This window comes from Pseudoalteromonas luteoviolacea H33-S (assembly GCF_001625695.1).
In the GTDB taxonomy this organism is placed as follows: domain Bacteria; phylum Pseudomonadota; class Gammaproteobacteria; order Enterobacterales; family Alteromonadaceae; genus Pseudoalteromonas; species Pseudoalteromonas luteoviolacea_B.
The window spans coordinates 47550-71471 of sequence record NZ_AUXY01000013.1 but is presented as its reverse complement, the minus strand read 5'-3'; the positions used below and the strand labels follow the sequence as shown (position 1 = coordinate 71471).

Below are 23922 nucleotides of genomic sequence, written 5' to 3'. Positions count from 1 at the left end.
GTGTGAGAAGTGCTGATGGAGCACAGCACTTCCAATGGAAAGTTAGCTACTTGCTAGTATTGTTTTAGTTGCAACGCCCGTTGTTGCCGTGTCAATTGAATACAACGTAGTCACGCCCATGGTTGTGGCAGCTTGTGCTGTAACAGCCATTTGTTGTTGAGCCGTTGTCGCATTATGCGCTGCATTAGCCAATGCCTGTGAAGTTGCCTGAAACAAGTTACCCATCGACATTGCGGGGGCGTCACCAAGCACTTTTACATTCGCTTGCGTGACTGAGTCTGTGATTTGGTCATTGACTGAAGTTGGAAATGCCATGATTTATTCCTTAATGGTTAATTACTGTTTATGGTTAGAAAGTAAGGAATAATTTAGCGTGTTCTGGACCGATTGTTTTGGTTTAACCGATTGATTAAATGGTATATTAAATGGCTTTTTCACAGGCGTTTTTAACAGTAAACAGTGGTTTTTAATACCTAGGTGACTACTTTCACCAATCCCACATGCGTGCTTTTTGTGCGTGTCTAAATAGCCCTGCTACGGGCTCCATATATTGCGTGTAACAGGGCTAGCAACTAGATTGACATTTCCAACTTGAGTTGGCGCTTTTAACTATAACGCTAAGTACTTTTACCAACTTGGTAAAAGTTACGATTCTATTGCTCAGGCAAGTTTTTATCACACCCGCCTACCATCTGAGCTGAGTGCGGTGATCTGACAGTCTGGCTATTCCCTCTCGAATATCACACAGCTGAATTTCACTGCGGTTTTGAGCTAGCAAGCGTAAAGACACAAACCGCAATACATTTATGATCTCAGCACCACTGAGCGGATATTCATCAGACAGTCTGGTTAAACAGACTTCAGAGGACAGCTGAGATTGACCACACAAGCCACTTTGCCATATCTCCAAACGCTGCGCGGATTGAGGCGGTTGAAACTCAACAATGGACTCAAAACGACGGAAAAACGCATCATCTATATTGTCTTTATAATTTGATGCCAAGATCACAGTGCCATCAAACTGCTCTATACGCTGCAGTAAATAGGCAACATTTTGGTTGGCAAACTGATCATTAGAAGAGCTGGTTTGCAGTCGCTTACCAAACAGGGCATCCGCTTCATCAAAAAAAAGCACCCAATTTCGATGTTCAGCCAAGCTAAACAATTGCTCCAGATTTTTCTCTGTTTCACCAATATATTTGGACGTGATCAAAGACAGATCTACCTTATAGACCGCTTTATCTAACACTTTACCCAGCACACTGGCAGTTAGGGTTTTTCCGGTGCCCGGCGGGCCATAAAAAAGCGCGCGGTAGCCCGCTCTCAGTTGTCTGCCAATTTTCCAATCTGTACGCAGTGCCTGTCCATACCGGACCCCCTCGATAATGTCATTGAGCTGTTCACGGGTCGAATCTGGCAGTTTTAAATCGCGCCAGTCCAATTGGGTGTCAACCAAGCTGGCAGGGAAATGGCTGCTGGTTTCGGGGTGATAAGGTTCAGCAGTTGTGAACATCTGCACAAATTCAGGCTTCAGTACAAGCGGAGTGTGCAAACTTGACTGCGCTGATGACTCAGTATCCATGTCGAGCATTTGGCTCAGCAAGGCACTCCTTGTTAGCTTTTCCAGCACCTTAAATTGAGTCACCAGCTGATTTTCATCCTCTATGAAAGCCGCTGTTGCGCCAGTTGCAAGCACCGCCCCTTGGTGCTCTCGCATACCAAACTCTGTAAATGGCCGATTCGTCTGCTCGTTAATAGAAAGAAAAACATCAAACAGAGTGGGACGCACAATCGGGGCCAAAGCAAGCATGATGAGTAATCGTTCGGTCACCGTGGCATGGTTTGCAGTGAGGAAAGTCGCAAATGGAGAGTCACTGGTTTGTAATGATGGCGGCGCGGGCATGGGTAACAACTCTGGCGCCTCTGAGACGCGCAACTCAGGGTCTTTCGGTGTACCGAAGTAATGTGACACTCGATATTGAATGACCTTGTCTAACCAGCGGCATTCGCGCTCCAGATCATAGGCATTCAAGATAGCGTCAGATGGTGAAGGTATAGCGTCTTTGCTTGCAGATTGCCACATGGCTTTTTCCTCATAGTCATAATGGGTGACTTTTATCAGCGGGTTTACCCTGAGAGTGTAGCCTGATGCGTGCCTATGCTAGGTGGTAACTATGAGGAACTTTTTGGTAATTTTAATGAAAACGCAAGCGTTACTCGGATGGAGCAAGGGCGGAGCGCTGCGGCGTCATATAGCCAACTCGAGGCACAAAAGGCACCAATAAAACCTGACCAGCCGTGAGTTGATTGAGATTAGCATGGGGGTTGTGCTCAATGATGTCCATCACGGTGACGCCGGCTGCATTGACCAGTGCCTCACAAATTGACTCCAATGTATCTCCATTGATCACTTCGTAATTTAGGCAACCACGGGCTTTAAAATAAGGTACTTTGATAAGGGCACCACTTATGATTTCCTGCGATAATAGTGCAGGATTCGCGTGCTCTATATCGGTAGGAGTGACCCCTGCACAAGCACGCAAGGAGATGCTAATTAAAGCCAATGAATCACCGGGCTGAATGGTATATTTAAGTACAGTACGCATAGAGAATGACCTAAGTAAAGAGCAGGTCAGATATCGCTTACCTGCTCATATAAGACGGGAAATATTATTGAATCGCCCAGTAAATGGGGTATGAGCCTGTATTGTCGCCAATGGCGATCGTGCGTATTTGGGTACCACTACCAGATTGCTCAAACGGCGTATAAGTAGACTCCAAAACGCGACCGTTAGTTTGCTGCTGTTGCTGAACTTCGTCACCCAAGATCCCCACTGAGTAACCGGATTGAAAGATCTGCTGTTCAATTTGCTGGACTAGAGATAAATTTGTACCATCACCAGTATTTTGCAACTGTAACCAAACAGTAGTCCCTATCGGAATTGCGGCTTCACTCACCATGTCGATCACCTTTGCGGCGATATATACCGGCGTATTCTCAGCTGGTGCACTTGTTGAGCCATCATTTTTTGAGCCAGTACTTGTCGGATCAACAATGTTTGACACATTAAGTATATAGAATGGCATTAAGGCCAGCCCATAGCCATGTTTATCACTTGCACCTGTGATTCGATTCGTTTCTTGTGCCGTCAACGGTATCGTGCACAGTTCCGTATTTTCAGAACCTGAGGTAGATGAACCAGTTGAGGTATTAAGGCTTCGCATACAAAAGCTATAACCTTCACTTTTGTACTTGTTTGCAATGCTTGGCTTCATTGTGCCATTGTAGATAATCCCTTTTGCATGAGGGTGTGCAACCTCTGCATAAGCTAGCTGTAATTCTGGTGTATTAGTTACTTTTACATAGCCTGGGTTATCTTTTGAACCTAAAGGGGATGTATTACCCATCATAAACTCTCTCTATTTAAGTGTCATAAATTTGAAGGTGAAAAACCAAACACATGAATTGGTTGAATTAACTATAAAAGAGGTGGGTTTTACCAACTTGGTAAAAGTGGGGTTTAGATTGGTATTTTTTACGTTAATTTATCTTTCCTTAACCCGCCTTGATACCTATAGCAAAACAGGCCGCCAAAGGCGGCCTGTACCAACCCCCTCACATGTTGATCTAGCTATCTAGCGCTTGTGCAATTTCGGTGATCCAGACGCCACCTGGGTCACTTGAGAACTGCCAGTTCATAATGCCACCAAGACTTGAGTGTGCTTGGATTGGTTTAATCACTTCATTAATGATTGTTTGCACTGGCATATACCCCGAACCCGCATCGTTCTGCGTGACAGGAAAGCCAGCAATAACCTTCTCTGGAGACAGGTTAGGTAGCTTTGTATAATTCAAGTATGAGCTCACAATTTGGTCCGGATTGGCACTCCAAGGTGGGTTGTTGTAAAACTGCACATTTAGCCAGTCTATGTCTTGTCCAGCCTGCTCTACCACTTCAACATACCCTGCCATGTATCCCCCCTGCTCTAAATAGGGAGGTTGAGGTGCATGAGAAATCACATAATCGGGGCTCGGAAGGCGCTTTCTGAGCTCCTGAGTCAACGAAACCAAAAATTGTGCGCCGTTGTATCCCGCTTGACCGGTGAACGCTGCGGTGTCTTCATAATCGATATCAACACCATCTAAATGGTTATTTTTCACAAAGCTTGCTAAAGAGTCTGCCAATTTTGCTGTGTCCGCTGACAACGCACGATAAGCGTCAGAAGTCATCGTACCGCCACCAAATGAGATCAGCACTTTCTGCCCCTTTTGTTGCATTGCTTTTATGGCCTCAATAGTGCGACTTGTAAAGCTAGACGTCGTAGCGGCAATGGCACCACTTAAAACTAAATTGAACGGGCTGTCAGACGATGAAGTTAGAAATGCCAGATTCACCACATCATATGGCAGTTCGCTGGCAGTAATCAGTGGGATTGCACCCGAGTTATAGTAGGTAATGGTTTTAGACATGATAGCTCCTTATATCTATTTAACTGAAGTGAGATTACGTTATCAGCTTAGCGGCACCAGCATTGTCTGACTTGGCAAAAGTCACGATGCTCAGCATGCTGACGATAAAATGCCTCCCCTTAGGGTTGAGAGAATTTTCAATCATCATTCGGGGTAAACCTCATCTGTTTGAAAAACTAGCTCAGTCCGCAGGAATTTTGTATTACAAAGCAATTACACTGTGGCAAGTACGCACTTATATCAGACTCCCCTTAATGAGATGAGAGACTTTGGTATCAAACAGGTCAGCACCTTAGTTAATTCAGATGCTCTTTGAGCTGATGTATGCGCCTTTCATACTCGCCCATAATATTGTGGACTACCCAGCTGGCGATCACGCCGCTCCCAACATGTGCCGCGCGGATCGCCTGATATTCTGGGTAAGTATGTTGCAACCACTCAACGCCTGCACTGATTGCACCGCCAACGGCAAGCCCAAGCAAGCTTGCATATTTGCTATAAAAGCTTCGGGCTGAGTCCATGGCGTCTTTGGCAATGGGTAGGTCGGACGTTTTCAACTCATCCAACCCAAAGTTTAAAATACGATTTGCGATGATTACGTCATCCCGCTGCGGATTCGTAAACCCAGGAAAAAAAGCCAATAACTTGGCAATGAAGGCCAGTGCGGTGGTTTTTTGCGTGGTGAAAATATCAAGACTCGTCGTCCCCTGAAGGAGTCCCTTTTCAGGTGGAAGCGCAATCGCTGCCTCGTGTTGTTCAGAATGGGCCAAATCTGTTTGCTCAGCGTCATTGGTATTGGGTGAGGAATGTAGCGTATCCATAACTTATCCTATTCAGTTGTTTAGCAGGTTGAGTTATGAGTAACTTAATCAGTAACTTTACGCGACGCTTGGTATTTTTTATGTTTATGGATCGCTTTGAGAGGCCATTGGCAAAGTGGTTAAACAATCAAAAATACACTTTCTGAATAGTTTGAGCCGCAGAAATCACTAAAAAATGCCCGTTTCTACCAAGATAAACCGCTCAAACTTCTCTAAATTACAGCTCGAACGGCTTCAATATTTTGCACATTAAAAAGCCGCTATGAGTATAGGTGAGTACGCATCAGCTACTTTTTGGGGCGTACCACAACACCTATAGCGACCATCAAAGGCTACGCAATAAAGGGTTGAGATATGTATGCACAAGCAGATAAATCCAAAAAAAATACAGTAAATTCGGTGATATATTCTTCGAGCAAAAAGCAAAATACCACAAGTAAGCCTATTCAAAGGCTGGCTGATTTGTTTGGTTTAGACCAATGGGTGCCAACCGGGGCGGCAAATCCCACCAGAGCAGATTTTCAAAATTTACTGCATCATGGCCGCATCAATGCAAACCAGTTAATGGCGGTGATCCCCGCAGGATTGCAAAATACATTTGAAATTGAGCCAAGAACACAAAGAGGCTTTAAATTTGAATGGGGGGATTGGCATGTTCACGGGCATGAAGCTGATGCAGGCGCTCAAGCAGGCCACGTTGGTGGCGCAGGCTGGGTTGTGCGCATACGAAATGGCAATCAATGGCTTTTATCAGAACCCTTGGTCAGCGTTCACCCCGTTGATCATGTGAATTATTTTGCGCCGAGAAATTGGGCTCCAGCCAATGGTCAGTTTGCAAGAGCGCATTCCCATATTCCGTTGGATGTCGACTAAGATATCTGACGATAATCGGGGCCTATTTGGAGCATATCGACTTTAAACAGGCCTCTCTTTCTAAAACTTTATGTGTTGTTAGCTGACTGCGTTACATTGGTTTGTGTCATTTGCCAACATAAAAACCTCCATGAGCCCAAGCATATTTGCTAACAGATACAGGTTAAATGAGTTACTGCTTTGACTAAATAAGGTATGCGATATGTATGCACAGATAAAACATGATAAACGGCATAATCATCGACTCATCATAGGGCATGTTACGCAGCAAACAAGCGCCCCCTTAATAAAAGGTCTACTTCAAAAAGCTGCGCATAAATACGGCAAATTTGCCAAGACGTTATCGCGCCAGATCACCGGAGATGGTAAGGATCTGTGTGTCAAAGAAGGAAAACTAAAATATAAGATATTTAATTATCAAGGCGCAAAAATACTGGAGATCACCGACCTTGTATCTGACAAGCAGACAAAAGGGACTGGGGTGAAGTTGATGAAACACGTCATGGAAATAGGCAAGGCTGCTGGGTGTGATATCGTGCGTTTAATCGCGGAATCCTCAGGATATGACGGCAGGCCTAAACAGGCTGAACTGCTCCAGTGGTATACCAAGCGAGGCTTGCACAATGTCAAACCTGGCGGAAAATTTGGTCGCTGGATGGTCGGGGAGATAGACGACTGTCTCAAATTAATCGATGGCACGTTGGCACGTTTTAATTAGCCCATAGAGGTCAGAGTGCAACGGAGCACGATCTTGCACTGTGCAACTGCGCGGCTGACGGTGCCACAGTGACCCCCAAATGCGTTGGTAATGTCACTCATAGTAATTGCCCCCTAAATAGGTGCCAGCCATGGTTCTGTGCATACCAAGAGTTGTTGAGTTTGCATGCGTTTTGCCACTCATAGTGACATGATGTAAAACCCCAGCATTCTATACCCGTAATAGGCGATTCATGTTTGGCGCTAAATAAAAAAAGGTTAACTAAATCATTGTCAACCTATAGAAATATGCGCGATGCAAGACCCTATATATTGTGGGTTTCATAAGAACTTATTATTACACCTCTTAGTAAAAAACATATTGTTGAATTCACGTTCTAGATCAAAGATTCACCAATCTCATTCCTGATCTCACTCCTAAACTTCGGTGCTTTATTTTCGTCATTTTGCCCGCCGGAACCGCCAGAGCCTTTCTTATTAAATTCATCTAAAGTAGATAAACTCGTCACAAGATTCCTCATTTTCTGAATGAATATTTTTAATGTTTGCAGGGTTTGACGCACATTGGCATATGAATCAAGAAGGATTTTTCGTTCTGCGGTGCTTAACGTCATTTGGACGCCTAGCCCCACCATACCTGCTTGAGGGGTTTGATTCAAAAGATATGTTGCGTCCTCCATACTCTCTTCAAGCGCTAAAATCCTGTTTGTAATATCAACAAAGTTTATATCTCCAATGGCGACAGCTTGGTCGAGATCACCTCTAAGCCACATAAGTCTATCTAGCGCAGATTGCACTGCAGCCCACTGCACTTGTGGGTATGCAGGAATTAGAGGCTGCTGTATTATTATTTGCTTTGTCAGATTTTCTCTGATTAGATTTAACACATTAGCTGGGCCGTTAGTAACAGGCCCCAACACTCTTTGTACAACACGATTACTTACTTCACCAGCGACCTCTGTTTCTACCGTAGCCTTTCTTTGAACGCCCCCTGATTTTCTAAAGTTTTTAGCTCTATTGCCTTTAAGCTTAATCCTTTGTTCTAACTTGTTTTTTTTCGTAACCAAGTTAGCAACCGCCCGGACTTTATTTTCTTTCGCCTTTTCTATTTGTTCATACATATCTTAAACCTTTTAGATTTGGACTTTATTCATTGTTATAGATTCTCTTCAGTTACCCATAACAATCCGAGTAAAAGCCAATGGCTTTTATCTTACCTATCCCACTATATTTCTATTACTCAGTAGCCCCTTATAAACTATTACTGAACCACTGCTTTGTGACTAATATCAATCGCCTATTTCAAAATGTCGCTAGGGTCAGCCCCCACCTAAACGAACCGCCATCTCACCCCAATCCGTCGCTTGCTGCTCCAGTTTTGGATCATCATTGACCGCGACACCATTTACCTCTGTGGTGGGCTTTACCATCCCAAGCGCTTGCTGAGCAATGTGCCCCAACTCATGAGGGAGGTGTTTCTCTTGCCCTGGTGATAAATAAATGTCCTTGCCCTGCGCATACGCATGCGCCTGCACCAGCGCTGGTTTAGGCGAGTTATAGTGCACCCGTACATTGGCCAGATTCACACCGGTGAGTTTTTCCATGCCGCGCCTGAGTCTGGGCGGTAAGGAACGGCTGTGCGGCGCCGCCATCCGCTTGCCTGGTACAGATGCGCATCTGCGCTGTACTAACCTCGGTTGTTGAGGGTGAGTACTACGGCTAGGTTTGGTCACAAGTTGATTAAAGCCCATGCTGTTATTCCATCTTTGTGTGATGGTTTTACTATAGGCTGACAGTGATGTGAGTGATTGGTATAAAGTCGGGTCTGGTTGGTATTAGTTATGGAATGTACATGCCGATTATTTGGCTCTGATTTGACATAAAAATACCCGAACAGGTCGGGTATTAGATGGTAGGGAGTTGCTGTTTATTCGGTATCAGCAACGGCCTGTGTTGCTATTTGCTCTGCCTGCTCCGGTGTTGGGCTTGACGGGGGATTACAAGCTTGGTTATAGACGGCTTGATCTGCCGCAACAACCGCATCCCTAGCGACTCGTTCTGCTTCAAAAGGTGTTGATGTCGCATACCCAGTAGACTGTGCTGCGGTGTCGATGTCAGATTGAGCCACCGCGTCTGTGGCTTGTTGCTCTGCGTTTAAAATTTCTTGTTCGGATGTACTGGTCATGATGATTCTTCCTTACTAATGACAAAATTAGGCACTGTGAAGTGCGTCGAATGGGCCTTCAGCCCAGATCTGATTATGGGTAAACAGGTTCAGTAGCTCCATTGGCCGAGAACTGGCAAGTTCAGACAACGAGGTCTCCCAAATATTACGATGAGAACGCACTTTAATCAGTTTATGCTGATCTCGTTGCCAATCCAGTGGCAAAAAAATGCACTTTTCTTTGGCCTTTTGTCCGTAGAGCTTATCTCTTGCAGACAAAAAGACAAGATTGCGTCGCTGCGTTTCCATTAACTGCGACTCTTCTACGCAGTAGCGCAATGATGCCTTAAACCAATTCGCAAAAGCATCTCCTTTGGCAGCCACATGAGGTGATACCTCATGAGAAGGCGGCGCTTTTTCTGAACTCGCTGATACAGGCGATGTCCTCTGCTGATGATGCAATGACTGTAAAACATCTATGCACATACTTCTGTATTGTAAAGTCGGTAATGCATCTATAAACACGTCAAATTCATCATGTTCCCCCTGTTTAAATTGCCCGTAGGCTAGGTGTAATTGGCACAAAGTATTGAGCCGCGCAACCACAAGTTCGGGGCGGTTTAAACCAAGTACCTCAATACTGGTGTAGCCTTTGCCAAGCTGAGCGATTTTCTTCTCGCTGAGGGACTCAAGCCAAAGTGAAAAGCCGGGTAAGTTTTCAAACCCTGGCGCATAACCAAGCAAGTCAGGGGAGGACCAGATCTTTGTCTCAGCCTCAGTGAAGCTGAGCTCATCTGTCTCCATCAAATAGGCACACAATAAATCAAATGGATAAGCACGTGCTGTTATGGGGTCAAAACGAATATACTGGCGAGGGTCATCCAGGTATGGATTGACCAGCAACGGCTGTTCGTGTTCCACACGGATCAGAGGAAACCGTTGACCAATCAGCGGAAATTGACCACCTTTGTGCTTATCATTGCATCCATCACAGACATACACTAGATTTTCTTGCTGATAGGCCAGTGCATAATAAGGTGAGCAGCTAATACTCTGGTTTTGCTGCAATGAGGTGCTTTTTTCAAGTAATTCTACAGGTCTGAAGTGTCCTACTTTTCCCGCATTACTCGCCAATAAATAACTTTCGCAATAGGCACAACAGCCCTGAGTTAAGCCTTGTAAGTGGGCTTTAAGGTGCTCAGCAGAAAATAATGCCGTATCAAAAGCCGCGTAATTAAAGCCAGTATTTATCGTATCATCGGGCAAATCATCGGCTCTTTGCGTAATTAATACCAAGTTGTCGACTAAATCAGGCGCATACCCTTCTGCAATTAACTGGTTGCGATCTTCCGTTGTCAGCGTGTGATATTTGGGTGCATCAGCCAAACGCGCAACCAACTCCTGCATTTGCCGAGTTGCCGCGGCTGTTTTCACTTTTTCATCCGGCAGCCAATCAACAGGCTTGAAGTCTATTTTGATCATGGCGTATGGCTCCTATGATTCAAGGCTATGCACTGGGCTGTTCAGCATCGCGCTGCATGACCTCATTTTGAAAGTCCTGATTTTGCTGTATTAGCTGTTGCTCCATGTTTTTCAGTGTCTCTTCCATCGCCTGCTGTGCGGCTTGAGCACTTTTTTGTGCCGCCATTTCTTGCTCGGTAAAGACTTGTTTCATATGGGCGTTTTGTTCTTCAAGGTGATGTGCTTGCGCCTCAAGTTGGGCGTCCTGATAACGGCTAAACGCGCCCAATGTGGCGTCATTGTCAGCGCTTTCCTCGGATAACGTACCTAAAGATGTATCACTCTCCAGTACTTGATTGATACGTGCGAGGTGCTGACGTGATTGATCAACAAGTTGTGACGATTGCTGCAACGACTGATCTATGGTCTGTCTAGCCGTGGCCAACATGGTGTCTATGTCTGACAAAATCGAGTTTAACTGCGACGGCATAACGGCCTGAGACAGCGCCTGACATGCCGCTTTTTTTTGTTGTGCTGGATCCATGATAACTCCCTACTTTAGGCGGCAATTGGCCAGTGGTTAAACAAACTCAAACAGCCCTGACCATCCACGTTCAGTAAGGCTTCGCTGTGATGTAAATTGAATAAATAGTGACGACATAACCCAGCCTGGCAGATATAACTGTCACTCGCCAACGCATTGGTCAACGTGGTTTGCAGCCCACTAATATAATCATTAGCGGCTTTAACTAGATCGTCACTCTGAAGGTCGATGTTAAGCACAATATTGAGTAACCCCGCGCTAAAACTGCTGAAGCCGAGATTGTTTCCTCCCTCATGCCACTGTTTTATGGCATTGTGAAGATCAACGGCTTGCAGCTCAAAGGTGACCACTGGAGAGTCTAAAGTATTGTTTACGACAGGGGCGAGTATTTCAACAAGATGATCCGGTGTGCCTTGCCCACCTTGTTTCGCATTTTTCCAAGCCAAATAGAGACAAAAATATCGTGCAAATTCACTTAAATTTTGGGCTTTTTCAGTTGCCCACTGACAAGCGGGATGCACTGTTTGATTAGACAGATCATACGCCTGTTCGCAGTAACAGATAATACTGTACAGCGTGAGTTGGTCATGGAACGATGCGCCCCACCCTAATGCATGGTAATTCAGGTTATAGCGTCGATAAAACAGCGCAATTTTATTTAAAATAGCACTGTCCACCAGACGATATTTAGCCAGTATATTCGCCAACCTCGCCTTATCTGTTTCAGAATCCCGATTGCTGAATGTCGCCAAGTCTCTGAGATCATTGGTACTAAGTTCAAGTAACTTTTTGATATCAACAGACAAAGGGATCTGATGTAAATAGAGCAACGTTGAATTCATCAGCCCCAAGTAAAGCTGCTCGATAAACTGCGCTTCTGAAGTGAAGGTCATTACTTCACTTTGTTGTATAAGTGCATCAGTGCTGTGCGCACCTTGATTAAGAAATTGGATCAGGGTCTGTGTTTTGTCAGAAAACTGCTCCAATTGCTCAATCTCTTTGTTGTTCACTATGATTGTCATAATTGCCTCTTTAGCCGACGCGTCATTTGCCGACGTTTATCTAGCTACCACCGCTTGGAAACTTATCTAGCAAATTACTTGCTGAGCTACCTACTTCGCCAAAGTTTTTGGTGCCATTTTCAACCATTTTATTTGCCGCTTCGATAATGCCTGCGTAATCATCGACTTTACCTGTTGCCAACATCTGTGAAATGGCAACACCCATAGCTGTCGTTGCCATTGTGTTGATATTTCTAAGGTTGTCTGTGGCATCTTGGATTGCAATGGCCGTCGACTGCGAGACAGATTGATAGGCTTTCCCGGCACCAGAGAGCTTGTTTAACTCACCAGTCAAACTGGCACTATTTACTATATCCAGTGACGTCTGTGTCGATGGCCCGACATTTGTTAACTCATTCATATGCTGTGCCTTAGTTAATTAATCTTATGCTCTATGCGCCCCTAAGGTTCTGATTTATCTTTAGGGTCGCTTTGCTGTTTTAGCAACTCTTTCACAAGCGCTTCTATTTGGCTTACATCCACCTTCGGATCAGGCGCGGGGGCTTTTTCTGGCAATGGCGATGATTGTTGAAGCATTTTTGCACAGCTTGCTGCCACGGCTGCTGATGCCGATGTTTGCGCATTTTGCTGTGTTGAAATGGCATTAAACATGGACATACCGATGGTTTCTGTCGCTGCAACATTGAGCATGCCTATGGATTGCGCGGGCGCCGACCCCATCAATAGCGTGTTCACTTCGTTTACCGAGTCAGTAATTTGGTCATTTACAGTACTCATAAAGACTTCCTTTTTTATCCTGGTTTAATGGCTGCTGCACCCGCTGCTATCATCAGCGCACAACACTGCGCAACAGCCGCGCTGGATGTAACTTGACTTCTCGCTTCATTTTGAACTGCATTGTCCATCAGCAATGAAATGGATTGACCCATAGAGGTGGATGCAGCAGCCAATGAAAAGGTTTGTGCATTGAGCGTATTAAGCACGGTGTTTCTCCTGTGTTCATTACGGATTAAAACCGGCCAAAATGGTACTGATACAGCGTATCAGTACCCAAACCGGCTTAACGGAAAACTTTTGAAATGCCTTCCGCTGTCGTGGCCGTATTAATACCAAGCAACGTATCTACGCCTTGAACAAGCGCAGCTTGTGCTGTGACTGAGCTATTTTGCTGACCAGAAGTCGCATTGTGTGCCGCATTAGACAGCGCCTGACTGGTTGCAATCATAAAGTTACCGGTTGCGATAGCAGGCGCATCACCCAGAACTTTAGTATTTACTTGTGAAACTGAATCGGTAATTTGACTATTTACAGCGGTTGGAAATGCCATAACTATTTTCCTTTTAAAGTTTTTAATAAATAGGCGTCATCGCCTGATTGTTTAAGACTGAGTAGAGACCGCTACGCAAAAATTTTGCTGGTCGCAACCCCAGTCGTTGCAGTGTCAATGGAGTAAAGAATATTTACACCCATTGTGGTTACCGCTTGCGCAGTAATATTTGCTTGTTGCTGTGCAGCAGTTGCATTATGGGCTGCGTTCGCCAGCGCCTGTGAGGTCGCCTGAAACAGGTTACCCATAGCAATAGACGGCGCATCGCCTAGCACCTGTACATTAGCTTGTGTTACAGAGTCGGTTATTTGACTGTTCACAGCGGTTGGAAAAGCCATCATGTCGTCCTTATGGTTGTTTACAAATTCAGCCTAATTGTTGTCGGCTTAATACTTTGGGGCTTGCGCCATATTTGCTCATTAATCGATTCAAGGTCTTTCCAGAGCAAACACGCATAAAACACCTTAGTTACCTAACCCAGCAACTGGCTGCTTTTGTGGCTGAAGAATACGTTTGGTTGCCATGCCTGTTGTTGCAGTATCAATCGAGTACAGCGTTGTGACGCCCATCGTTGTAGCCGCTTGCGCTGTCATTGCTGACTGTTGCTGCGCAGATGTTGCATTGTGTGCTGCGTTTGCTAGCGCTTGAGAGGTCGCCTGAAACAGGTTGCCCATGGACATCGCGGGCGCATCGCCCAGCACTTTTACATTGGCTTGTGTGACGGAATCAGTAATTTGATCGTTAACTGCTGTTGGAAATGCCATAATTTCACCTATTTGCTTTGAGTTTTGGAATAAAAAACATATGTGGTGTTCAGCGCATATATCTTTGCGTCATCGCCTAAACACTGAGGTCAGTATAAGAAATCTAGCAAGGTGAGAATTGGCAGTACTGATTAAAATGGTTGGTATAATAAAGCGACTAATAGGTAAATATATCTAAACCGCTGCATGCTGATATCTATCGGTGAAATCAGCATGCACCTTGATGCTAAGTTAGTGTTTTGTGCGTTGATCGCGATATACACCGGGGCTCACCCCAACCACCGACTTAAATTTCCTTACAAAAAAGCTCAAATCAGAAAAACCGACATCATCGCAAACCTCAGTAACTTGGCTATAAGGGTCTTCGCGTAACAACACCATCGCTCTTTTGATCCTAATACGCAGTAAGGTTTGCTTAAATGACTGACCAACAAAACGTTTAAACAAAAAAGACAAATGTGAAGGACTCACACAGGCATAGCTGGCCACTTCACTTAAACTCAGTGGCTTTTCAAAGTTTTTATCGACAAATTGTAAGGCGCGAATAAGGGCCGGGTGGGATTTATGAGGATGCGGCGCAGCCGGTGTGGCAGCTATGCCCTCTCCCCTTTGCTCTGCAACAAGCAAGTCATGTTCATCATTACATTGAATTAGCGACTGCACTTCTTCGGTCAAGCTTGGCTCGACGGGCTTTAAAACATGCATTGCCATCGGCTTTGGCGTGGCCTCAGTTTGCATTGCAGGAAAAATGCTGAGCAAGGCCTGACTAGACACCGCTTGCTGGTTACTCAAAAAAGACAGTTTATCTAAACAACGCTTCAGCTGTTTCACATTATGCGGCCAGTTGTACGCTTTCAATATCTCTAATGCCTGAGGTTGAAGCTGTAAATTCGCAATGTGCTGACAAGTCCCCCGATAATGCTTAACCAGTGCGTCGATGTCTTCTTTGCGTTCATGTAGAGAAGGCACACGGAGTTCAAGACAATGATAATGTAACCAACTCAAAAATGAATGCTGCTGACTTTGTCCTAATGCCTCAGCTTGCTTTTCACATGTGGTAGACGTGATCAGTCGTAAAGCGGGATACTCTGTTGATAAATTGAGCCAGTAGTCTTTAACTGATTCCGCTTGCGCTGAACTGAGCATATCTATGTTTTTCAGATAAAGTGAGCCATTTTGTGTTTGTGCAATGAGCTGTTCTAGCTGAGCCGCTGCACACTGCTCACCCCAATTGGCGACATTCGAGACAATCAATGACTCAGAGCTGGCTTTCCCTAAATTGTGCAGATGACACGCAGCGAGATGCTTTCCACTGCCTGGCTCGCCAATGATGTGAACAGGCAAGTTACAATGGGCAAGTTGGTTTATCTGCTGATTTAATTTAAACAATGCATCACTCGTACCAATCCAAGGTTGTACGGCGGGTGTTAATTTTAAAACTGTAGACATGGTTTTTCCTTGTTTTCTCAAAGTACAGAAAACATGCGCATTCAACCGCGTACTGAATGGCATGCCGTGTGGTCAAGGAAAAGATATTTTTTTACGCTCCCTAATATTGGGTCAGATGCGGGTCACTTGCTCAGTCTTGCCCTGAATATGATCAAACGAGCCAGAGATATACCAACTAAACTCTGTTTCATGCACCAGGCTTTTGAGCGCTTCTTGGATCAAAGGGTGCACAAAGCTAAAGCGATCCTCATTTTGCCTGATCAGTCCACTGCAAAGCATTTTATGCAACACACACAATGGGGCCCGAATTTCATGGTATTCATTAAATGACTGTAACTGCTGGGTATCAAAATACTGACCAAGACTGGCGGCAAACTTCAACGTATTGGCAACGTCACAAGGCATATTATTGAGGCTACTTAGAGCCAGTAATTGCAATGTGTCAGGGACTTCTGTTGCTGTATAGTCATCACAGAGTAATTGTTTTAAAAAAGAAGGGTTGCCTTCAGCGCGCTCAATCGCAGCGATGACCCGTCTTTGTTGACTTGCAACTAACACACCTTGGCTTCTAAGGATGTAATTCGCAAGCTGGTGCATGGACTGCTTATCCAGTGGTTTCACTGCAATGGAATGGGCGCGGGTAAGCCAGCTTGGTGGTTGTACAAAAAACCTTTTTTGCTGAGCCGAAATAATGAGTAGCATAGGTTGTGGGCAGTCACTTTGAGCAAATTGACTGACAAAGTACAGTTCCTTAGCAGTTAAATTGTGCGCATCATCAATGACCATGTTTACGATGCCTTTATGGGCAATATAGCGTAACAATTGCTGTATCAACTGCGCGTCTAACTGTTGCTTACGCACCGCACAAAGTACGTCCAGTGCCTGTGATTCATGTTCATTTAACGCAAGACCCAACCACTGATATAAGCGCAAAATACTCAAAGGCCCGGTAGCAACTGTATAGACCTTACTCTCTATCGCAGCATGAGATGTTTCTTCATTAATCGATAACAAGGCGCGCACTAAACCGGCAATGGCTGAACGACCTTGGTTTTTCAATGAGGGAGCTGGACATAAAAAATAAAGACTCGATTGATTTGCTGCCTTTAACTGGGCTACAAAGGTGTTCAACAATGCGGTTTTACCAGCCCCTGTCATTCCTTGCAGATAAATGGTCTGTAACGCTGAATGTTTAACTGCTTGATTTAAAATCGTGTGGAACTGTTGTAACTCCCACTCTCTGCCAAAGCAAGGGAGCGGCATATCTCTGATCAAGTGGCTATAAATCCAAGGTGGTGTATCAGTATCTTGAAGTAAAGTATCAATACTGACCTCAAAATAACTGGCCAAGCTTTTGATGGTGCGACATAACACCTGCTTTCCAGCTTCAGCCCGTTTGATTGTAGAAACTGAAACAGGTAACCGCCGGCTTGCACACTCTTCAGCAAGCTGCTCTCGACTAAGGGCTTTTTTTTCTCAGTAAACGTAATACTGTCTTATTTAATGCAACTCTGCCGTTGCTAGAAACACTCATAGTTACTCCTTTAAATAATGATTATAAATGGTTGAAAGTACTGTTTGCTTTGTTCGTTATATCGACAAAATCCATTTTGCAGATATGTTAACAATATTTGTATTACGCGTTATTACAAGGCTATGAATGGACGAGCGAACCTACGAGTATTCACGCCTATATGACATAAATATGAATAAAATGCGGACTATTTCCCGTGAAAAACACGTTATATGACGAAATAGTAATAGGTACTAAGCAAAGTGATATTTATTGCTTAAAATAACATGTGGAGATCAATTCACGTTTATCAAAAAAACGCCCCTGTTTTACCAGAGGCGCTTTAGTCTCTACTTTAAATATTCCATGGGTTCGCCGGTTTGCAGCGATCTATCCGTTAGGGTTTTATCTGGTTGGCGAAGATCCGGTTTTAGCTTGTGGCCATACTTATCGACGCTATTTAAATAGTCGTCTTTATCGCGTATTTCTCCTGAGGCCTCCAGCTCAGCTTTTAGCTCGCCAGGCTTATGCGTCTCTTTAAAGCTGCTGTTTTGAGGCGTCAGGCTACTCTCTGTATTTAAAATCAGTGGTAGGCCATCTTTACCACTGCCAATCACCACCACTTTTGCATTGTTCGATTTTGCCAGCTCAATGGTGGCTTCAATACCGCGCCATTTTAAATAGGCCTCCGAAATACCATCGCTGACCATTTCTTGGAAAAGCGCAATCCCTTTGGCTTCCTCTTCTTTACGCAGCGCTTCTTTTTTCGCAACTTCAACACGCATTTTATACTCTTCCAAAATATAGTTTTGATTCACTTTGGAAATGATCGCACTGTGTACTTTGTCCGGTAAATCAACTCGCTTGATCAGCACATCGTCCAAGTTCACTAAGTGGTGGCCCGCCATTTTTTGCGCTTCTTGGCGCAACATCGACTTCTCTTTTAATTCCAGTTCATTGAGCACTTGACCAAGCAGCTCTTCTTGCACTTCTTTGCGCTGGTTGCCGTACACCTGCTCAGCATCATATTGCGATACAATCATACGCACCCCGGAGCTCACCTCTGGGAGAATGATTTCATCAACATAATCTGGCCCGACTAACTTGTGCAAATAGGGGATAAAGTCTACTTCAGGACGATAACGTACCGTGATATCTAGGGTGATCCGCAAGCCCTCGTTGGTGATGGCATACACATTGGTATGTGCAGTTTGGTAGCGGCTAGAATAAATGGTGAGCGTATCCCATGGAAACACCAATACTGTGCCTTCATGTAGTGGCGCATCCAAATAGGTACCGCCACCAAAGCGCTTCCAAAGTACCCCAACTTCACCCGAATCAACCTTGATAAAAATGACGGGAATAAGCGCTATCACCAAAAAGATTGCAATCAATAAGGTTAACCCTGCGCGAAAGCGCCAAGATAAAATGCGTCGTCTCAATTTAGGTTGATAACGCTTGAGCAAGCGCATCAAAATATTCGATATTATTATCGCCAAGATGGCGCTAATAATAATCGTCAGCGTTATATCAGAAGGGAGAATGATGTTCATGATGTTACTCCTTTACCCTCAACTTCATGGTGTTCCATTAACTGTCCTTCGACCATTTTTAAGTGCACATCAGCCAAATGGAAATACGCATCATCATGGGTGATGGCAATGACGGTGTTACCGCGAGCTTTAAGTTTTGGCAGTACTTGCTCATAAAACTTACGCCTAAAAATAGGGTCCTGATCCGCCGCCCACTCATCAAAAATATAAATGGGTCGGTTTTCTAATATGGTGCTCAACAGTGCCAACCGCTTGCGCTGACCTGAAGATAGGTCAATGCTGCTGAACTCCCCATCCACTACTTTGACCTTGGTGTTCATCTCTAAAAACGCCAACCAATCATCGATTTCTTCTTGGCTGGTATTGTGAATGCCATAAAGCTGCTTGAATAAATGAAAGTCTGCGAACACCGCTGTAAATAAGCTGCGATAGGCTTCTTTGAGGTTATCTGTAATAGGTTGGCTATCTACTAATATTTGCCCGCCTTGCAGCTCGTACAACCCAGTTAACATACGAATAAATGTGGTCTTACCGCTGCCATTACCACCTGTGATAAAGGTGACCTGCCCGCGCTTCAAGCTTAAATCCACGGGACCAACAAAAAACGGCCTATCTCCGCCTTTTTGGCCATGCTGGTAGTAGGCCCCTTCCAGTTTCAACTCATCAAAATTATGTACATAGGAAAAGTGCTCTGTATCTAAATTAGAATTATCCACTTTTGCACGTTTGAGGTCTTCTTCCAGAGTCATTACGTTTTGCGCCGCTTCCGTTGCTGTGGTGTAAATTGGGATCCCGCCAACAATACTGGTAATGGGACCAATTAAAAACAATGACGCCGTAGTGACTTTGATCACCACATCTGTGTATACATGAGACAAGCTCGGCACAATAAATACCATGGCCCCAGTTGCGGCAAAAAAGGTGATTTGTGAGAGCACAAAATCAGTGGCGAATAAGGTTTGTGTGGTGGTTTTGGCTTTTTTAGCCCGCGCAGAGTCCATAACAAACTCGTGTTCTAAATCATCGGCTCGCGGTACGCTCAGCTTCACCTCTTTAAAGCCATCCAACAAGTCAGATAAGCGTTGGATCAACTTGTTTTCACTCTCGAATGACAGCTGCATATTGCGTTGGATTTCATTAGCGCGCAGCCGGTGAATGCTGGCGCCCATTAAAATTAAAATGGAGATAACCAAAAACGCCACAAACGAGTGCCACGCAATATATAAAGAAGTAAAAAACACTAGGCTGATCGACTGGCCAATGATCACAAACAGCTGTGCCGACTGTGAGATGGTTTGCAGCTCTTTACTGAGCGTATTAAAAATGCGCTCTTTACCTATGGTTTCAAGGGTGGATAACTCGGTATGACGCACACATTCAAATAACTCGACACGCAGCCTATCAATGGCTTTTTCGACCATTTTAGCGGCTTTGGTCATCAGCCTTTGCTGCGTCAGGCCATAAATTGAAATGGTCAGAATAAACAACACCAGATAGTAAAGAATATGGTTCTCTTTGTGGATATCTGAAATGTTTTCCGACACGTTATTTATCAAGGCAAGGACTAACGCATTAGCAAGGCCAGAGATACAGCCCAACATCACGAAAGTCCTTTTCTTTATTTTTATATTCCGACTGATTAAATCGTATAATACCATTTTGATTTTCTTATCATTTTTGTTATCGGCTAAATAGCCTTACAGCGATAATTATCGCCAAGCGCACTTAATCTAAATTAAAGCTAGTCGTCCTCACTTTCTTGCTGTGGGTTACGATCTTGGGTGAGCAGCAACATCAGCAAGCTCACTATCGGCGTCAAAAATAATGAAATCAGAAAAAAGCCCACCGGCCCTGCAAACGTATTGCGTCCCCAATAGCCTGATAAAATACATAACACCAAATACAATGCCACTATCATAATGACCTCCTCAAAAGCCCAATGCTGAGAAATAAACCAACAGTTAGCCTGTTGGTTTATCAAGGTTCAGCCACTGTGATTACACAGTGGCATCGCTCGGTTGTGTGCTGGCATTACCTTTATTTTTACGATATTTCGCTGCAATATCAGCAATATCGCCCTTAATGCTAGAAAGATTAAGGTCAATCAAAGTGCCACCATTTTCAAAATGACGAATAAACGTGCTGCCTACTGCATGCGTAGATGCGGCAGACACTACAGGCATAAATGCGATTGCACTCAATGTTCCAATTACCGGCACTGCTTTTAAGAAGCTGCTTAAACCAGCCCCCCCAAGCGTTTGCGGAAATGAACCACCGATCACAGCACTGACCGTGCCACGCAGTTTATTGTCGCTGTATGATTGGCCATACACGTTGGCAATTTCACCAATCATCTTCATTTGGATACCCGTCAAAGCCACTAAATCAACCGCTGGAATTGGGATTAACCCAGAACCAAACGACCATTTAGAGTACTTATCGACAATGATCTGCGCCACGGCTGCTCGGTCTTCTGCCTGAACTACAGTGCTTTGCGGCTCCGTAGCAGAAGCCTTCGCTTCATTTGCCTTGTCGTCCTTTGCTGTTTTTGTCGCTGTCATAATTCATCCTCTATGATGTAGATTTAAACAGTTGTGAACCCACCAAGTTCATGCGAAGTGTTTAAACATCATTAAACTTTGCATTTACTTGCCCTTATCACTGCAATTCCACGCGAAATTGCAGCAAATTCCTTATTAAGGCCGACAAAAGTACAGAGACACACTTCACCCAACACTCTAATGCAGGCAGCCTTTTACTCATCTTGTTACTGGTATTAATTCACCGTGCCATCGAGCACACCTTGGCACTGCTCAGTACGGTGTCTATCGTTATAGAAAATAATGTTACGCAACTCTTCTGCGATACAATCAGACTCATAACCGGTTTTATGGTAATTACTAAACGCCATCACGGTTTGGTCACGTTCTAGCAACCTTGAAAAACTGGTCACCCATGAATACGGGTAGCTGCCAGAGTACTGTAAAAACTTCTCGTATTTGTTTAAGTTCGTGCTGTTAGGATCATCGGGGCAATCGGCGACTTTGCCATACTGATTTGGGTCGATATAGGTTACAAACCAACCGTAGCCAAAGTACTCACATTCATCATCACTTTGAGTATTTTGGTATGGCGCAAACGCCATTTCTTTTTGCTCGGCATTTAAGATTAAGTCACCATATAAGCCCTGATCCCACTTATGCATGTCTTTCACTGTTGAATACATATCACCAGCGGAATACAGCACTAACGGGTTGCTATACGGGTTTTTAAAGATGTTCTCATAAGGTGCTGGCCCGCCTGTTTCTGGTGGGCGACCCGTTGTCAGTGGCAAATATTGGTTTTCGTCAAAGACATAACCTGTGGTCATATTTTCATAAATGCCAATGGCATTAAACGCACCGCTGTCTTGCATATTGAGCGGGTCTAATATTTGCTCTTTAACGATATTTCTGAAATAGAAGCTTGGGTCTATTTGACCTTGCTTACCTGCGGCTAACTGTTCAATGATGTTACCAATGAGGTAGTAATTACAATTGCTGTAGGTAAACTTGGAACCCGGCTCAAAACTCGGTTTGTTATCTTGCTCTGTACAGGTACAAAAGCGATTACCAAAACCTTCAGGACCATTTAAATCTAACGAGTCATCGTATAAATACGGTCGCCAGCCCCAATCCAGATATACATCTGGATTATCACTGTAGTTATCTATGCCTGAGGACATGCTCAACAGGTTATGCAATGAGACATCCGCGCATTGATTTTTCGGATACCAAGGCAGGTAATCGCCTACGGTTTTGGTTTTTAAGTCCTCGCCTGCCAACATGCGTAATAAAATGGCCGCGGCAAACTCTTTGGTATTCGAGCCAATGCGATATTTTGAATCTGATGTATTAGCAACATCATATTGAATGTTTTGTGGGCCACAATTGGCCTTGTACACCACATCCTCACCGGAAGTGACGTAAATACTGCCAAAAAAGACCATCTTATCGCAGTAGTCTTTGACAGTGACTTCGAACATTTCTATCTGTTCGGCAGTAATGGTGTGATCTTTTGCCACTCCATTTTTAAAACAAGAGGTCAGAAGTAAACTCATACAGCATAGGCTTAAAACCCTGAGTTGTTGCTGATAAAGCCCGTTCATTGTGTGTTTCCCTAGCGTTGCTCAGTTACTTTGCTAACTTCTTTACTACTAACAAAACTCATATTTAGCACGACAATTGCGTCTATATTAGTACGCCGCTTTTGCCATACCCACCAGCACCTTTCTGGTGCCCGTATACGCTTCTCGACCATGGGTGTATAACATGTTGTCGAGCAGCATAATGTCATTGCGCTGCCACTGATAAGCAAATGTCAGCGAGCGATATACCTCATTGATGATGGCAATATCACTGGCTGCTATTTCGCTGCCATCTCCGTAGTAGGCATTGCGTGGTAAATTCTCTAGCCCAATACTCTCTCGCATTGACTCAGGTAACTGGTTGTCGATGCTTGAGCAGTGAAACAAATGCGCCTGATTAAACCACACCTTTTCACCCGTTTGCGGATGGGTTGCGACCGCAGGACGGATTTGCTTGGTCTGCAAATGATTATCAGACTTCCACTCAAAAATAATGTCATTTTTCCAGCAATACGCTTCAACTTCCTCTTTATTTTGAGTTTGAAATACTTCCTGCCATGGCAAGTCAATATCGCCATAGTTGCGCACATACATCACCCCCAACTTTTCAAACTTTTCCCGAAGCGCCACAGGTAATTGCTGATACACTAAGCGACTGTCAGCGAGCGGTGTATTACCGCCTGTTTTTGCGGGAACCACACAGAAAAATCCCATGCGCATTGGCCAACAGTTGGAGTAGGCATTTTCGTTGTGCTGCAAAATAACCTGATCAGCGTGATACTCCGTGGTCGTATAAATGTTGTTTCTCAGTGCTGTACGTGGTGAGGAGCGATAAATATACTGACTGAGTTGCTCGCCAAAAATCGCTTCCAAAATCGTGCTGAATTGATTGGTGCTCACAATATTCAGGCCGCGCAGCAAGGCCACACCATCTCTATCTACCCACTCATTAATTTCTTTAATATGGCTTTTAACCCAAGCCAAACCACTTTGCTTTTGCGCTGAAAGGTCATGCACAAAACTATCCAGCTCGGTCCTCGTGTCCTCTTTGTCGAGCGCTAGTAACTGATCCATTCTATTCCCATCCTTAACTAGGTAAGATAAAATTACAACATAA

28 protein-coding genes are annotated in these 23922 nt (G+C 44.4%); 2 read left to right on the top strand and 26 right to left on the bottom strand.

What is annotated here, in order from left to right:
• Positions 1 to 42: 42 nt before the first annotated feature.
• From N477_RS00900 to N477_RS00875, 6 genes are all read right to left on the bottom strand, one after another.
• Positions 43 to 315 carry a RebB family R body protein gene (locus tag N477_RS00900; RefSeq protein WP_039607656.1) on the bottom strand — a complete coding sequence of 91 codons (273 nt, stop codon included), beginning with the start codon at positions 313 to 315 and terminating at the stop codon, positions 43 to 45.
• Positions 316 to 685: 370 nt separating this feature from the next.
• Positions 686 to 2083 carry an ATP-binding protein gene (locus N477_RS00895; protein ID WP_063361273.1) on the bottom strand — a complete coding sequence of 466 codons (1398 nt, stop codon included), beginning with the start codon at positions 2081 to 2083 and terminating at the stop codon, positions 686 to 688.
• Positions 2084 to 2213: 130 nt separating this feature from the next.
• Positions 2214 to 2606, bottom strand: a complete 393-nt coding sequence (locus tag N477_RS00890; protein ID WP_063361274.1) for a LysM peptidoglycan-binding domain-containing protein — start codon at positions 2604 to 2606, stop codon at positions 2214 to 2216.
• 64 nt (positions 2607 to 2670) lie between these two features.
• Positions 2671 to 3411, bottom strand: coding sequence for a hypothetical protein (locus N477_RS00885; protein ID WP_231098079.1), 741 nt, complete (start codon positions 3409 to 3411; stop codon positions 2671 to 2673).
• Between the two features lie 217 nt (positions 3412 to 3628).
• Positions 3629 to 4471, bottom strand: coding sequence for a glycosyl hydrolase family 18 protein (locus N477_RS00880; protein WP_063361275.1), 843 nt, complete (start codon positions 4469 to 4471; stop codon positions 3629 to 3631).
• A 296-nt stretch (positions 4472 to 4767) separates the two neighbouring features.
• Positions 4768 to 5292 carry a hypothetical protein gene (locus N477_RS00875; RefSeq protein ID WP_063361276.1) on the bottom strand — a complete coding sequence of 175 codons (525 nt, stop codon included), beginning with the start codon at positions 5290 to 5292 and terminating at the stop codon, positions 4768 to 4770.
• Between the two features lie 354 nt (positions 5293 to 5646).
• Here N477_RS00875 and N477_RS00870 point away from each other — a divergent pair, with 354 nt between their 5' ends.
• Together N477_RS00870 and N477_RS00865 are read left to right on the top strand one after the other, a co-directional pair.
• The gene (locus tag N477_RS00870; RefSeq protein WP_039607650.1) at positions 5647 to 6165 is read left to right on the top strand and encodes a hypothetical protein; all 519 of its coding nucleotides are present in this window, start codon (positions 5647 to 5649) and stop codon (positions 6163 to 6165) included.
• 202 nt (positions 6166 to 6367) lie between these two features.
• Positions 6368 to 6883 (top strand): hypothetical protein, encoded by a 516-nt coding sequence (locus tag N477_RS00865; protein ID WP_063361277.1) that lies wholly within the window; start codon positions 6368 to 6370, stop codon positions 6881 to 6883.
• A 376-nt stretch (positions 6884 to 7259) separates the two neighbouring features.
• On the opposite strand, the gene N477_RS00860 is transcribed toward N477_RS00865, so the two are convergent.
• The 20 genes from N477_RS00860 to N477_RS00770 form a co-directional block, all read right to left on the bottom strand.
• Complete coding sequence (locus N477_RS00860; RefSeq protein ID WP_063361278.1) at positions 7260 to 8003, bottom strand: hypothetical protein; 744 nt, start codon at positions 8001 to 8003, stop codon at positions 7260 to 7262.
• 198 nt (positions 8004 to 8201) lie between these two features.
• Positions 8202 to 8633, bottom strand: a complete 432-nt coding sequence (locus tag N477_RS00855; protein WP_063361279.1) for a DUF4157 domain-containing protein — start codon at positions 8631 to 8633, stop codon at positions 8202 to 8204.
• 176 nt (positions 8634 to 8809) lie between these two features.
• Positions 8810 to 9067: a hypothetical protein gene (locus N477_RS00850; protein WP_063361280.1), complete on the bottom strand. Its 258-nt coding sequence runs from the start codon at positions 9065 to 9067 to the stop codon at positions 8810 to 8812.
• A gap of 27 nt (positions 9068 to 9094) precedes the next feature.
• Positions 9095 to 10528 (bottom strand): hypothetical protein, encoded by a 1434-nt coding sequence (locus N477_RS00845; RefSeq protein ID WP_063361281.1) that lies wholly within the window; start codon positions 10526 to 10528, stop codon positions 9095 to 9097.
• A 25-nt stretch (positions 10529 to 10553) separates the two neighbouring features.
• On the bottom strand, positions 10554 to 11051 hold the full coding sequence (locus N477_RS00840) for a hypothetical protein (RefSeq protein WP_063361282.1): 498 nt from the start codon (positions 11049 to 11051) through the stop codon (positions 10554 to 10556).
• Positions 11052 to 11065: 14 nt separating this feature from the next.
• Positions 11066 to 12073 carry a hypothetical protein gene (locus N477_RS00835; protein WP_063361283.1) on the bottom strand — a complete coding sequence of 336 codons (1008 nt, stop codon included), beginning with the start codon at positions 12071 to 12073 and terminating at the stop codon, positions 11066 to 11068.
• A 40-nt stretch (positions 12074 to 12113) separates the two neighbouring features.
• Complete coding sequence (locus N477_RS00830; RefSeq protein ID WP_063361284.1) at positions 12114 to 12473, bottom strand: hypothetical protein; 360 nt, start codon at positions 12471 to 12473, stop codon at positions 12114 to 12116.
• A 41-nt stretch (positions 12474 to 12514) separates the two neighbouring features.
• On the bottom strand, positions 12515 to 12850 hold the full coding sequence (locus N477_RS00825; protein ID WP_063361285.1) for a RebB family R body protein: 336 nt from the start codon (positions 12848 to 12850) through the stop codon (positions 12515 to 12517).
• 14 nt (positions 12851 to 12864) lie between these two features.
• Positions 12865 to 13056, bottom strand: a complete 192-nt coding sequence (locus tag N477_RS00820; protein ID WP_039607638.1) for a RebB family R body protein — start codon at positions 13054 to 13056, stop codon at positions 12865 to 12867.
• Positions 13057 to 13133: 77 nt separating this feature from the next.
• A complete protein-coding gene (locus N477_RS00815) occupies positions 13134 to 13400 on the bottom strand; it encodes a RebB family R body protein (RefSeq protein WP_039607637.1) in 267 nt (88 codons plus the stop codon).
• Between the two features lie 71 nt (positions 13401 to 13471).
• Entirely contained in the window at positions 13472 to 13738 is a 267-nt protein-coding gene (locus tag N477_RS00810; RefSeq protein WP_010380819.1) for a RebB family R body protein, read from the bottom strand.
• A 126-nt stretch (positions 13739 to 13864) separates the two neighbouring features.
• Positions 13865 to 14164 (bottom strand): RebB family R body protein, encoded by a 300-nt coding sequence (locus N477_RS00805; protein WP_063361286.1) that lies wholly within the window; start codon positions 14162 to 14164, stop codon positions 13865 to 13867.
• 231 nt (positions 14165 to 14395) lie between these two features.
• The gene (locus N477_RS00800; RefSeq protein WP_063361287.1) at positions 14396 to 15613 is read right to left on the bottom strand and encodes an AraC family transcriptional regulator; all 1218 of its coding nucleotides are present in this window, start codon (positions 15611 to 15613) and stop codon (positions 14396 to 14398) included.
• A gap of 111 nt (positions 15614 to 15724) precedes the next feature.
• Positions 15725 to 16987, bottom strand: a complete 1263-nt coding sequence (locus N477_RS00795; protein WP_081216408.1) for an AAA family ATPase — start codon at positions 16985 to 16987, stop codon at positions 15725 to 15727.
• A gap of 489 nt (positions 16988 to 17476) precedes the next feature.
• On the bottom strand, positions 17477 to 18679 hold the full coding sequence (locus tag N477_RS00790) for a prohibitin family protein (RefSeq protein WP_081216409.1): 1203 nt from the start codon (positions 18677 to 18679) through the stop codon (positions 17477 to 17479).
• Positions 18676 to 20280 (bottom strand): cyclic peptide export ABC transporter, encoded by a 1605-nt coding sequence (locus N477_RS00785; RefSeq protein ID WP_231098080.1) that lies wholly within the window; start codon positions 20278 to 20280, stop codon positions 18676 to 18678. Before N477_RS00785 ends, N477_RS00790 begins: the two co-directional genes overlap by 4 nt.
• 140 nt (positions 20281 to 20420) lie before the next feature.
• Positions 20421 to 20597 (bottom strand): hypothetical protein, encoded by a 177-nt coding sequence (locus tag N477_RS26225; RefSeq protein WP_196760557.1) that lies wholly within the window; start codon positions 20595 to 20597, stop codon positions 20421 to 20423.
• Positions 20598 to 20676: 79 nt separating this feature from the next.
• A complete protein-coding gene (locus N477_RS00780; RefSeq protein WP_063361289.1) occupies positions 20677 to 21240 on the bottom strand; it encodes a YcjF family protein in 564 nt (187 codons plus the stop codon).
• Between the two features lie 215 nt (positions 21241 to 21455).
• Positions 21456 to 22826, bottom strand: coding sequence for a serine hydrolase domain-containing protein (locus tag N477_RS00775; protein ID WP_063361290.1), 1371 nt, complete (start codon positions 22824 to 22826; stop codon positions 21456 to 21458).
• An 87-nt stretch (positions 22827 to 22913) separates the two neighbouring features.
• Positions 22914 to 23879, bottom strand: a complete 966-nt coding sequence (locus tag N477_RS00770; RefSeq protein WP_063361291.1) for a TauD/TfdA family dioxygenase — start codon at positions 23877 to 23879, stop codon at positions 22914 to 22916.
• Between the last annotated feature and the right edge of the window lie 43 nt (positions 23880 to 23922).

Coding starts and splice junctions, on each gene's coding strand:
- N477_RS00800 (WP_063361287.1), bottom strand. CDS start 15,613: ATGTCTACAGTTTTAAAATTAACACCCGCCGTACAACCTTGGATTGGT.
- N477_RS00840 (WP_063361282.1), bottom strand. CDS start 11,051: ATGGATCCAGCACAACAAAAAAAAGCGGCATGTCAGGCGCTGTCTCAG.
- N477_RS00830 (WP_063361284.1), bottom strand. CDS start 12,473: ATGAATGAGTTAACAAATGTCGGGCCATCGACACAGACGTCACTGGAT.
- N477_RS00900 (WP_039607656.1), bottom strand. CDS start 315: ATGGCATTTCCAACTTCAGTCAATGACCAAATCACAGACTCAGTCACG.
- N477_RS00775 (WP_063361290.1), bottom strand. CDS start 22,826: ATGAACGGGCTTTATCAGCAACAACTCAGGGTTTTAAGCCTATGCTGT.
- N477_RS00855 (WP_063361279.1), bottom strand. CDS start 8,633: ATGGGCTTTAATCAACTTGTGACCAAACCTAGCCGTAGTACTCACCCT.
- N477_RS00865 (WP_063361277.1), top strand. CDS start 6,368: ATGTATGCACAGATAAAACATGATAAACGGCATAATCATCGACTCATC.
- N477_RS00780 (WP_063361289.1), bottom strand. CDS start 21,240: ATGACAGCGACAAAAACAGCAAAGGACGACAAGGCAAATGAAGCGAAG.
- N477_RS00815 (WP_039607637.1), bottom strand. CDS start 13,400: ATGGCATTTCCAACCGCTGTAAATAGTCAAATTACCGATTCAGTTTCA.
- N477_RS00790 (WP_081216409.1), bottom strand. CDS start 18,679: ATGAACATCATTCTCCCTTCTGATATAACGCTGACGATTATTATTAGC.
- N477_RS00885 (WP_231098079.1), bottom strand. CDS start 3,411: ATGATGGGTAATACATCCCCTTTAGGTTCAAAAGATAACCCAGGCTAT.
- N477_RS00860 (WP_063361278.1), bottom strand. CDS start 8,003: ATGTATGAACAAATAGAAAAGGCGAAAGAAAATAAAGTCCGGGCGGTT.
- N477_RS00825 (WP_063361285.1), bottom strand. CDS start 12,850: ATGAGTACTGTAAATGACCAAATTACTGACTCGGTAAACGAAGTGAAC.
- N477_RS00895 (WP_063361273.1), bottom strand. CDS start 2,083: ATGTGGCAATCTGCAAGCAAAGACGCTATACCTTCACCATCTGACGCT.
- N477_RS00770 (WP_063361291.1), bottom strand. CDS start 23,879: ATGGATCAGTTACTAGCGCTCGACAAAGAGGACACGAGGACCGAGCTG.
- N477_RS00890 (WP_063361274.1), bottom strand. CDS start 2,606: ATGCGTACTGTACTTAAATATACCATTCAGCCCGGTGATTCATTGGCT.
- N477_RS00875 (WP_063361276.1), bottom strand. CDS start 5,292: ATGGATACGCTACATTCCTCACCCAATACCAATGACGCTGAGCAAACA.
- N477_RS00785 (WP_231098080.1), bottom strand. CDS start 20,280: ATGTTGGGCTGTATCTCTGGCCTTGCTAATGCGTTAGTCCTTGCCTTG.
- N477_RS00835 (WP_063361283.1), bottom strand. CDS start 12,073: ATGACAATCATAGTGAACAACAAAGAGATTGAGCAATTGGAGCAGTTT.
- N477_RS00805 (WP_063361286.1), bottom strand. CDS start 14,164: ATGGCATTTCCAACAGCAGTTAACGATCAAATTACTGATTCCGTCACA.
- N477_RS00870 (WP_039607650.1), top strand. CDS start 5,647: ATGTATGCACAAGCAGATAAATCCAAAAAAAATACAGTAAATTCGGTG.
- N477_RS00810 (WP_010380819.1), bottom strand. CDS start 13,738: ATGGCTTTTCCAACCGCTGTGAACAGTCAAATAACCGACTCTGTAACA.
- N477_RS00880 (WP_063361275.1), bottom strand. CDS start 4,471: ATGTCTAAAACCATTACCTACTATAACTCGGGTGCAATCCCACTGATT.
- N477_RS00845 (WP_063361281.1), bottom strand. CDS start 10,528: ATGATCAAAATAGACTTCAAGCCTGTTGATTGGCTGCCGGATGAAAAA.
- N477_RS26225 (WP_196760557.1), bottom strand. CDS start 20,597: ATGATAGTGGCATTGTATTTGGTGTTATGTATTTTATCAGGCTATTGG.
- N477_RS00850 (WP_063361280.1), bottom strand. CDS start 9,067: ATGACCAGTACATCCGAACAAGAAATTTTAAACGCAGAGCAACAAGCC.